Raw genomic sequence first — 11,353 nt, 5'->3', positions numbered from 1 at the left:
CTCGTACAGAATATATTACACTTTATACCTGCCAGAGCCTGTAAAATCGTTTTTCTCTGCTCATACGGATTTAGTATAACAAAGGAACTTTCATATAGCAAACAAACTTCCTGATTTTCACAATATTTACACTTTTTAGCTGTAACTTTTCCGGTTATCCACATGCAGATATGTATCAATTCCATCTGCCACTGCAGCCGCTACTCTTTGCTGATACAATTCTGTCTGCAATTTTCTGGCCTCTTCGGGATTGGTCAGGAAACCACATTCTACGATCACAAGCGTTCCGGGACTTCTTTTGAGCAGATAATAACTGGTATTTCCCTTGATTTCTCTTGGTCGGTCTATTTCCAGCTTTTCATTCAGGCTGCTTTGTACTGACTCTGCAAGCTTCTTTCCTTCTACAGAACTTTCATAATAAAAAACCTGCGGTCCATGCACAGATGCATCCTGCTGATAGCTGTTCTGGTGAATACTTACCGACAGCACCGGTGACTTTTCGCCGATCATTGCTATGCGACGCTGCATATCCTGTGCTTTTTTATTATTTGCTGATGCATCATAAAGTCCTTTATCTGTTTCTCTTGTCATTGCCACAGAATAGCCCCTTGTTTCAAGCTCACTTTTCAGCAGAAGTGATATCGCCAGATTGATTCCTTTCTCTTCCAGTCCATCTACACCGATCATCCCAGGATCATCCTCCCCATGTCCGGGATCTATAAGAATCAGTTTCGGAAAATTCATCTGTACTGAAACAACAGCAGCCTGTCTGGACAGCAGGTAAAAACTTACCAGCAGCAGACAGGCCATGACCATTTCCATTCTGTATTTTCTGAATTTTTTCATGCATGCACACCTCGCTGCATATTCCTTCTATGTATATGCAGCGGTGTGGCTTCTTACTACCTTACTCATACTTTACGATTTCTTTTTTCAGACGTTTCATAATCCGTTTCTCCAGTCTGGAAATATAGGACTGAGAGATTCCAAGAAGATCTGCGACTTCTTTCTGCGTCTTCTCTTTTCCGTCGGCATTGTTCAGTCCAAAACGCAGCCGTATGATCGTCTGTTCTCTTGGTGACAGTTTGTTGATTGCTTTTCCCAGAAGTGTGATTTCCACTTCATCCTCCAGTTTCCTAGAGATTACATCATCATCGGTTCCAAGAATATCCGAAAGAAGCAGTTCATTGCCATCCCAGTCCACATTCAATGGTTCATCAATAGATACTTCCATTCTCGTCTTACTGTTTCGCCGCAGATACATCAGAATCTCATTTTCAATACAACGTGATGCATATGTCGCCAGTTTGATATTCTTTACCGGGTTGAATGTATTGATAGCCTTGATCAGACCGATCGTCCCGATCGAGATCAGGTCTTCCACTCCAACTCCTGTGTTATCGAATTTTCTTGCAATATAAACGACGAGTCTGAGATTATGCTCAATCAGCAGGGATCTGGCTTCCTGCTCCTGGTCTGTTTTGAGTCTGCTGATCACATATGCTTCTCTTTTTGGCTCCAGTGGTGCCGGAAGCACATCACTTCCTCCGATATAATAAAGTTCTCTCGATCTTGAAAGAACTAATTTCTGAAAAACCTGAAACGGACGATAATCCACTCCTGCTGCCGATCTGCTCATATCCTGCCCCTCCTAATGCAATAATCTGGAATTCAATATCACTTTGTATTCCTTTCCCAAAGCAAAAGGTTCTGAAGACAATGCAAACACCGGTCCGGATACATGGATCCGCTCTCCCGGAATCTGAATACAAAGATCCTCTAATGTCACTGCCAGAATCAGCTGCACTTCCCGTCCTACGGTCTGGAAGGACAGATAGTGCGGTTTCAGGTCAGCGATCTCTGTACTTTCAATCTCCTCTGGTCTTTCTTTAAGATGCAGCAGCCTGTCTGTCAGCTCCTCACTCAGAAGACTTCGAAGTATTTCCGGATCTGCCACCGAAACCGGTGCTCCAGTCACTGTATCACACAGACGGTTTCCTGTATCATACAGACCATACGTCTCCTGCAGCTGTCCGTGATATTTCAGGGCAACCGGATAGATATGTTCTCTGGATTCTTTTATTTGTTCCATCAGGCAGATCATCAGACTTAACCCTCCATAAGTCACAGCCGCACACGATAAAAAAAACACAGCCGTCACTCTTCTGTTTTCTGATACCGCCATCCAGAAACCACCGGTCAGAAATGTCATTCCAAAGAAAAACAGTGCGGCTCCGGTCATGTGCTTCACATCCTGGATCTCATATGCGATCCATATCATGAACACAGCACAGACTACTCGAAGAACTATGGTCAGTACCCCTGTTTTTCCTGGTCGTACATAAAGATTCAGACACGCAAAAAGGGCTCCGACCGCTGCCGCTGCCAGACATCTTCGTCTGCTGTTCTTTCTCCTCAAAACAATTCCTGTAAGTCTCAGAAGAATATAATCCATCAGAAGATTCGCAGCAAACACAATATCTATGTACACTTCCTGATGCATACAAAAAGCCCCCTGCCGCCTATAGATCCTTCACTTTGGTAAGTGAACTCATTATAGGTGACAGAGGGCGCAGATTTTGTCAAAACAGCGTGTCGTATCCCAGGAACTTATCGACACAAAAAGAGGAAGGCATTTCGCCTCCCTCTGATAGGATCTTACACAGACCGATTATTTTTTCTCTTCCTCTACTTCGATCTTGCGGATTGTTTTATTTTTGATTTCTTCTTTGATTGCTGCAATGAATTCTCCGAGGTCTTTCATTCCTTCATCACCAAGGTAACGGCTTCTTACGGAAACCTTGCCCTCTTCCTCTTCTTTTGCACCAACTACAAGCATGTACGGTACTCTTTCCAGACGTGCTTCACGGATCTTGTAGCCCATCTTTTCGGAACGTCTGTCAACGGAGCAGCGGATGCCTGCTTCTTTCATCTGTGCTTCTACTTTGTCAGCATAAGCATTGAATTTTTCGGAGATCGGGATCACACGAACCTGCTCCGGACACAGCCATGTCGGGAACATTCCTGCGTATTTTTCGATCAGCCATGCAAGTGTTCTTTCATAGCATCCCATGGATGTACGATGGATGATGCATGGACGTTTCTTGTCGCCGTTTTCGTCGATATAGTACATATCGAACTGTTCAGCAAGAAGTGCATCCCACTGGATTGTGATCATTGTATCTTCTTTGCCATATACGTTCTTAGCATTGATGTCGACCTTCGGTCCGTAGAATGCTGCTTCTCCGACATCCTCTGTGAATGGGATGTTCAGTTCTTCGAGCATCTGACGGATATCTTCTTCTGTCTCATTCCATACTTCCGGCTCACCGATGTATTTTTCTCTATTATTCGGATCCCATTTGGACAGATGATAGGTTACATCTTCCTCAACGCCAAGAACCTGCAGGCAGTACTGAGCAAGTGCGATACAGTCTTTGAATTCTTTGACCATCTGGTCTGGTCTTACGATCAGATGTCCCTCAGAGATTGTAAACTGACGAACTCGTGTCAGACCATGCATCTCACCGGAGTCCTCATTACGGAACAGTGTGGATGTTTCGCCGTAACGAAGCGGCAGATCACGGTAGCTGTGCTGTTCTGCTTTGTATACATAGTACTGGAATGGACATGTCATCGGACGAAGTGCAAATACTTCTTTGTCTGTCTCTTCATCACCAAGTACGAACATTCCGTCTTTGTAATGATCCCAGTGACCGGAAATCTTGTAAAGATCGCTCTTGGCCATCAGAGGAGTTTTTGTTCTTACGTAGCCACGTTTTGTCTCCTCATCTTCGATCCATCTCTGCAGTTCCTGCATCATGATAACACCGTTTGGCATGATCAGCGGAAGTCCCTGTCCGATAACGTCTACTGTTGTGAAGATTTTCATTTCACGGCCAAGTTTGTTGTGGTCACGTTTTTTAGCCTCTTCCATCTGCTCCAGATGTTCTTTGAGTTCATCCTTGGAAGCATAAGCTGTACCATAGATACGTGTCAGCATTGCGTTCTTTTCGCTTCCTCTCCAGTAAGCACTGGAAGAAGAAAGAAGTTTGAATGCTTTTACGCCTTTTACGCTCATAAGGTGTGGTCCTGCGCAGAGGTCTGTCCAGTCACCCTGTGAATAGAAGGAGATTTCTTCGCCTTCCGGAAGGTCTTCGATCAGCTCAACTTTGTATGGTTCGTTTTTCTCTTTGAAAAATGCGAGCGCGTCTTCTCTTGATTTTGTGAAGCGCTCGATCTTTGCACCTTTTTTGATAATCTTTTTCATTTCTTTCTCGATTGCATCGAGGTCCTCACGGGAGAATGGTTCGTGAGCGAAGTCATAATAAAATCCTGTATCAATAGAAGGTCCGATAGCAACTTTAGCTTCCGGATATAAGGTCTGTACTGCCTGTGCAAGTACATGGGAAGCTGTGTGACGAAGAACAGCAAGTCCTTTTTCGTCTTTTGCTGTGAGAATGTTCAGTTCGCAGTCGCTGTCAAGAACAGTACGAAGGTCTACAACTTCTCCGTTTACTTCGCCTGCACATGCTGCACGTGCCAGCCCTTCGCTGATATCATAAGCGATGTCGATAACTGATTTTGCTTCGGAATACTCTTTTTTGGATCCGTCTTTCAATGTGATGATCATAATTTTGAACTCCTTTTTTTGAATAAAATTTTAAAGTTTTCCACAGGGACGAGTAAGTTTTTCTTTTCTATACACAAAAGTCCCTTACAATACATCTCGTATTGTAAGGGACGAATAATCTACTCGCGGTTCCACCCTGCTTGCTACATCTGCCATATGGCAGCTCAGCCACTCTTATAAGATGGTAACGGAATCACCGGACCGGATTAAGGCCACTCGGAGATGGTCTTCAACTGCTTCCCGCTGAAATACTCTCAGCAAATGTATTTCTCTCTGGAGCCTTCCACAGTTTACTCTTCTCTTCAACGTGTTTCTTTATTCTGTTACCCATTATATCCACATGATTTCGGTTTGTCAATGCCTATTTTTCATGCTGGTCAGACCAATTTGGTGTATCCGTTTAAACCTGTTTATTTAAAGTACTCTACACCAGACTCGAAAATCTTGATATCCTGCTCGCCGTAGATGTTTACAGCCACTCCGTCGCCACGGCGTTCGCTGTGTGCCATCTTACCAAGGATACGTCCGTCCGGACTTGTGATACCTTCGATGTTCATGTAGGAACCATTTACGTTCCATTCTTCGTCTGCACTGAGTTCACCGGCTGGAGTTACATACTGAGTTGCAACCTGTCCGTTTGCAAAGAGTTTTGCAAGCCATTCATCATTGGCAACAAAACGTCCTTCACCATGGGATGCAGGGTTACAGTATACTCCGCCAAGCTGTGCTTTCTGGAGCCATGGAGACTTGTTGCTTACAACCTTGGTGTAAACCATCTTGGAGATATGACGTCCGATGGTGTTGAAGGTCAGTGTCGGGGAATCTGCTTTCTGTCCGCAGATCTCACCGTATGGTACCAGACCGAGTTTGATCAGAGCCTGGAATCCATTACAGATACCAAGTGCAAGACCGTCTCTCTCGTTGACAAGCTTCATAACTGCTTCTTTGATCTTTGCGTTCTGGAATGCAGTTGCAAAGAATTTCGCAGAGCCATCTGGTTCATCACCAGCGGAGAATCCGCCTGGGAACATGATGATCTGAGCCTGGTCGATTGCTTTTGTGAAGAGTTCCACGGAATCATGGATATCTTCTGCTGTCAGGTTCTTGAATACTTTAACGTCAACCTCTGCACCAGCGCGTTCAAAAGCACGTGTGCTGTCGTATTCGCAGTTTGTTCCAGGGAATACCGGGATAAATACACGCGGTTTTGCAACTTTGTGTTTGCATACATAAATGTTTTCTGCATGGTACAGGTCATCTTTTGCCTGTTTTTCGTTGTCTTCGCCGGAAGTTGTCTTGAATACTCTTTCCAGAGTTCCCTTCCATGCTTCTTCAGCTTCTTTTTCAGTAATAACAGTATTTCCGTAAGAGAATTTACCGTCATCTGTAACTTCACCGATCAGTGTGTATGTGATGGAAAGCTGTCCGACTTTGTCTGCCGGAACTTCCATGATGATATCACCAAATCCTGGTGCGAAGAAGTCTCTTGGATCCAGGTTGTGCTCGATCTTCACACCGAGTGCATTACCGAAGGCCATCTTGGAAACAGCTGCTGCAATACCATGACGATCCAGTGCATAAGCGGAAACAACTTTTCCAGCCTGGATATCATTGTGGAGTTTTTCGTACTGATCCATGATTCCTGCATAATCCGGAAGATCATACTGATCACGAGGTGCACGGAGCCATACAAGTTTGTTTCCAGCTTTTTTGAGCTCAGGTGTGATCACATCCTGGATCTTAGCTACGTCTACTGCAAAGGAAACAAGTGTCGGAGGCACGTCGATCTCATTGAAGGTACCGGACATACTGTCTTTACCACCGATGGACGGAAGTCCGAATCCCATCTGTGCTGCATAGGCACCAAGGAGTGCGGAGAATGGCTGGCTCCATCTCTTTGGATCTTCGGTCATACGACGGAAGTATTCCTGGAATGTGAAGCGGATCTTCTTGTAATCACCACCTGTAGCTACGATTCTTGCTACAGATTCTGTTACTGCGTAAGCAGCTCCATGATATGGACTCCAGGAAGAAAGATATGGATCAAAGCCGTAACTCATCATGGTAACTGTATCAGTTTTTCCGTTCTGTACCGGAACTTTTGCAACCATGCTCTGTGTTTCTGTAAGCTGATACTGACCACCGTATGGCATAAATACGCTGCCTGCACCGATAGAACCGTCGAACATTTCGACAAGGCCCTTCTGGGAGCAAACATTGAGATCAGCAAGTGTCTCGAGCCATTTTGCCTTAACATCGACAACGTCTGGTCTTTCTTCGAAAAGGTTTCCGTCTTTGTTCGGGATCTCAACCTCTACAGTTGTTTCCTGATGTGCACCGTTGGTATCAAGGAATGCACGGGAAATGTTAACGATCTCTTTGCCTCTCCATGTAAGAACAAGGCGTGGCTCTTCGGTAACGACTGCAACCGGGATTGCTTCGAGGTTTTCTTCGTTTGCAAAGCCAAGGAATTTGTCAACATCTTTTGGATCTACAACAACTGCCATACGCTCCTGGGATTCAGAGATTGCGATCTCTGTTCCGTCAAGGCCGGCATATTTTTTCGGAACTTTGTCAAGGTCTACGCGAAGTCCATCTGCAAGCTCACCGATGGCAACGGATACACCGCCTGCACCAAAGTCGTTACATTTTTTGATGATGTAGCTGACTTCTTCACGTCTGAACATACGCTGGATCTTACGCTCTGTAGGTGCGTTACCTTTCTGTACTTCTGCACCGCAGACTTCGATGGAAGCCTCTGTGTGTACCTTGGAGGAACCTGTTGCACCACCGATACCGTCACGGCCGGTACGTCCTCCCAGAAGGATGATGATATCTCCCGGATCGGAGTTTTCACGGATAACGGCACGTCTCGGAGCTGCACCCATAACGGCACCGATCTCCATACGTTTTGCAACGTAGTCCGGATGATAAATTTCTTTGACATAGCCGGTAGCCAGACCGATCTGGTTACCATATGAGCTGTATCCATGAGCAGCACTTCTGACCAGTTTCTTCTGCGGAAGTTTACCTTTGAGCGTTTCTTTTACGGATACAGTCGGATCAGCAGCACCTGTCACACGCATTGCCTGATATACATAAGTACGTCCGGAAAGCGGGTCGCGGATTGCACCGCCAAGGCAGGTAGCAGCACCACCAAATGGCTCGATCTCTGTCGGATGGTTGTGTGTCTCATTCTTAAAGTTGATAAGCCACTCTTCCTCTTTGCCATCTACATCTACCGGTACAACAATACTGCAGGCATTGATCTCATCGGATTCTTCCTGATCAGCCAGTTTTCCTTCGGATTTGAGTTTTTTCATTGCCATCAGAGCAAGATCCATCAGGCAGACAAATTTGTCATCACGGCCTTTGTAGAGAACTTCTCTGTCAGCAAGGTATTTTTCGTATGTTTTTACGATTGGTTCTTTGTAGTCACCTTCATCGAACTTCACGTCTGTAAGTTCTGTGGAGAATGTGGTATGACGGCAGTGATCAGACCAGTAGGTATCGAGTACTCGGATCTCTGTCATGGAAGGATCACGTTTTTCTTCGTTTTTGAAGTAGTTCTGGATATGCTGGAAATCTTTAAATGTCATTGCAAGATTCAGGGAGTCATAGAGGGCTTTGAGATCTGCCTCGGACATTTCTTTAAATCCGTCAAAAATCTTGACATCTTCCGGTTCCGGGAATACGGTAACCAGTGTTTCCGGTTTTTCAAGTCCTGTCTCACGGGAGTCTACCGGGTTGATGCAGTGATGTTTGATCGCATCAAATTCTTCATCTGTTACATTTCCTTCTATTACATAAGTTGTTGCAGAACGGATGATCGGCTGTGAATCTCCATCGAGAAACTGTACACACTGTACAGCGGAGTCTGCTCTCTGGTCAAACTGTCCCGGAAGATATTCTACAGAAAAAATCTTTGCACCTTCTGCAGCTTCAAATTTCTCAAGATACAGAGCATCTACCGGTGGCTCTGCAAATACAGTTCTGCATGCTTTTTCAAAAACTTCATCTGAAATATTTTCTACATCATAACGGATCAGCACTCTTACATTTGTTGCGGATTTAATTCCGAGATAGCTGCTGATCTCATGCTTTAATTCTTTTGCCTGTACGGCGTAGGCTGGTTTCTTTTCTACATAAACGCGTCTTACGTTGCTCATTAGAAACTCCTTTCCTTTGTGCATTATGTTATTATGTACTTGTCGAATTACTGAGTTTATAGTATCATAAGAATCATCATTAGTAAAATTAATATATCTTATATCTTTTATAAGTTATACTAATTTATGCTTGCAACTCTCTTTGAAAAGGAAGTCGGATCCTATGGATATCAATCTTGAATTATATAAAGTTTTTTATTATGTTGCTACTACTCTCAGTTTCTCTGAAGCATCCCGTGAACTTTTTATCTCACAGTCTGCAGTCAGCCAGTCCATCAAAACACTGGAAAAAAAGCTGAATCACACACTTTTTATCCGCAGCACAAAAAAAGTCCTCCTTACCCCGGAAGGAGAACTTCTGTTGCAACATGTAAAACCCGCAATACAGATGCTGGATGAGGGAGAATCCCTTCTTTCCGGCGACAATATGCTCAAAGGTCAGCTCCGCATCGGTGCCAGTGATACGATCTGCCGCTATTATCTAATTCATTACCTCCAAAAATTCCATCAGGAATTCCCGGATGTCCGGATCAAAGTCACCAACAGTACTTCGATCGGCTGTGCAGAACTGCTGGAAAAAGGACAGGTTGACCTGATCGTCTGCAACTCTCCGAATTCCCGTCTTGGCAATCATATGAATGTAAAAGTCCTTCGTGATTTTCGGGATATTTTTGTCGGAAATCCCGACTGTTTTTCTCCCGAAGAGATACCATGTGAACTCAAAACACTATTAAAACAACCTATTCTGATGCTTTCTTCCAAAAGTACCACCAGTGAATACCTGCATCAGATGTTTGCAACACATGGGCTGAATCTGTTGCCGGAAGTCGAACTGAACAGCAATGATCTGTTGATGGATCTTGCCCGCATTGGTCTTGGCATTGCCTGTATTCCGGATTATATGCTAAACCCCGACGATTCACTGAAACCAATTCCTCTTGCAGATCCACTCCCCCCCAGACAGCTTGTCCTCGTTCAGCATGACAGTCTTCCACTTTCCCAGGCTGCTGAACGATTTCTTGATATGTTCTCATAACGTAAAAAAGTCCCGACAATCAGGAAATTTATGATTCCATAACTGTCGGGATTTTCTTGTCTGCGGTTTTATTCTGGCATTACTTCTACTGCTTTTGTGATATATTCGTTATCGATCTGATCAAATGCTCCGCTGTCTGCTTTGGATGCATACTCCATATCGATCGGCATCTTGCCTACGACCGGTACATTCAGTTCTGCTGCAATTTCCTCAATATGGCTTTCACCAAAGATCTTGAGTTCCTTGCCGCAGTCTGGACATTTCACATAACTGTAGTTTTCTACGATTCCAAGTACCGGGATCTTCATCATTTCAGCCATATTATAAGCTTTCTTTACAATCATCTTCACCAAATCCTGCGGGGAGCTTACGATCACGATTCCGTCAACCGGAAGGGACTGGAATACAGTAAGCGGCACATCACCTGTTCCCGGAGGCATATCTACAAAGAGATAGTCGATCTTGTCCCAGACAACATCTGTCCAGAACTGTTTTACCATGTTTGCAAGAACCGGTCCTCTCCAGATAACCGGAGTATCTTCCGTTGGAAGAAGAAGGTTGATGGACATAACCTTGATTCCGTTTGCTGTCTCCATCGGATAGATGCCGTTGTCATCTGCCTGGGCAGCGCCTGTGAGGCCGTACATCTTTGGAATGGAAGGTCCGGTGATGTCAGCATCCAGAATACCTACTTTGTATCCTTTGGCTGCCATTGCATTTGCAAGGGAACCTGTAACGAAGGATTTTCCTACGCCGCCCTTACCGCTGACAACGCCGATCACATGTTTTACATCTGAAAAAACATTCTGTTCTGCCATAAAATTCTGCGGATTACTCTTTTCTTTGCTTGCGCATCCCTCGCAGCTTGATTTGCCGCAGGAACCGCTGTTACTGCATTCTGCCATTTCTATATACTCCTTTGATTTCCGGTCATACACGCCTTGTCTGTCCAGACTGTATAACCTGTATTCTTATTTCATAAATCTGTCGATTGCACGTTCCAGTTCTTTGATCGCATCCTTATCGCCATGCTCTACCGCATCTACGATACAGTGCTCAATATGATCCTGAAGAATGATCTTACCTGTATTATTAATAGCAGATTTCACTGCTGAAAGCTGAATCAGTACCTCTGAACAGTCTCTGCCGTCTTCTACCATACGTTTTATTGATTCCAGGTGTCCAATGGCTCTCGACAGACGGTTCAAAACTGCTTTCGTCTGCGCATGGCTGTGATGATGTCCATGTTCTCCATGGGAATGTTCCAGGATCGTCCCATCTTCCAGTATGTGTACATGGGTTTCTTTTGTTTCACTCATGTCTGCTCCTCTCAGGTTTCATCTCGATACGGATTTACAGACTGCATGATTGCAATATAGTATCTGCAGTCCTGAACTTGTATTATACCACACTTTCTAAATTTCTGTAAAGGAACATCTCTGTTTTATCTGCGACGTAACTGTAGGATTACAATACATGTGTTACAACTGAATAATTAAAAAGCGGAAATACCTT

8 protein-coding genes and 1 other annotated feature are annotated in these 11,353 nt (G+C 44.5%); of the genes, 1 reads left to right on the top strand and 7 read right to left on the bottom strand.

The annotated features are described in order from the left end of the window. Positions 1-135: 135 nt before the first annotated feature. The 5 genes from LI112_RS12795 to LI112_RS12775 form a co-directional block, all read right to left on the bottom strand. On the bottom strand, positions 136-846 hold the full coding sequence (locus LI112_RS12795) for an N-acetylmuramoyl-L-alanine amidase (RefSeq protein ID WP_227190840.1): 711 nt from the start codon (positions 844-846) through the stop codon (positions 136-138). A gap of 61 nt (positions 847-907) precedes the next feature. Continuing rightward, entirely contained in the window at positions 908-1,639 is a 732-nt protein-coding gene (gene sigE, locus LI112_RS12790) for an RNA polymerase sporulation sigma factor SigE (protein ID WP_005428600.1), read from the bottom strand. Positions 1,640-1,651: 12 nt separating this feature from the next. Next, on the bottom strand, positions 1,652-2,503 hold the full coding sequence (locus LI112_RS12785) for a sigma-E processing peptidase SpoIIGA (RefSeq protein ID WP_117627868.1): 852 nt from the start codon (positions 2,501-2,503) through the stop codon (positions 1,652-1,654). Between the two features lie 168 nt (positions 2,504-2,671). Continuing rightward, complete coding sequence (gene thrS, locus LI112_RS12780) at positions 2,672-4,633, bottom strand: threonine--tRNA ligase (RefSeq protein WP_227190839.1); 1,962 nt, start codon at positions 4,631-4,633, stop codon at positions 2,672-2,674. Between the two features lie 103 nt (positions 4,634-4,736). After that, positions 4,737-4,948 (bottom strand) — a binding site (T-box leader). 95 nt (positions 4,949-5,043) lie between these two features. Further along, complete coding sequence (locus LI112_RS12775; RefSeq protein ID WP_227190838.1) at positions 5,044-8,802, bottom strand: phosphoribosylformylglycinamidine synthase; 3,759 nt, start codon at positions 8,800-8,802, stop codon at positions 5,044-5,046. A gap of 163 nt (positions 8,803-8,965) precedes the next feature. Between LI112_RS12775 and LI112_RS12770 the strand changes: the two genes are divergently transcribed. Next, positions 8,966-9,838, top strand: coding sequence for a LysR family transcriptional regulator (locus tag LI112_RS12770; RefSeq protein WP_055056353.1), 873 nt, complete (start codon positions 8,966-8,968; stop codon positions 9,836-9,838). Positions 9,839-9,906: 68 nt separating this feature from the next. Here the strand turns inward: LI112_RS12770 and LI112_RS12765 are convergent, their stop codons facing one another. Together LI112_RS12765 and LI112_RS12760 are read right to left on the bottom strand one after the other, a co-directional pair. After that, positions 9,907-10,743 carry an Mrp/NBP35 family ATP-binding protein gene (locus LI112_RS12765; RefSeq protein ID WP_022388242.1) on the bottom strand — a complete coding sequence of 279 codons (837 nt, stop codon included), beginning with the start codon at positions 10,741-10,743 and terminating at the stop codon, positions 9,907-9,909. Between the two features lie 66 nt (positions 10,744-10,809). After that, complete coding sequence (locus tag LI112_RS12760; protein WP_178529374.1) at positions 10,810-11,157, bottom strand: metal-sensing transcriptional repressor; 348 nt, start codon at positions 11,155-11,157, stop codon at positions 10,810-10,812. Positions 11,158-11,353: the final 196 nt, after the last annotated feature.

It is taken from the genome of Blautia sp. 210820-DFI.6.14 (assembly GCF_020558815.1).
GTDB lineage: Bacteria > Bacillota > Clostridia > Lachnospirales > Lachnospiraceae > Blautia_A > Blautia_A obeum.
Note: the sequence above shows the minus strand (reverse complement) of the source record. Positions and strands in the feature narration are given on the sequence as shown.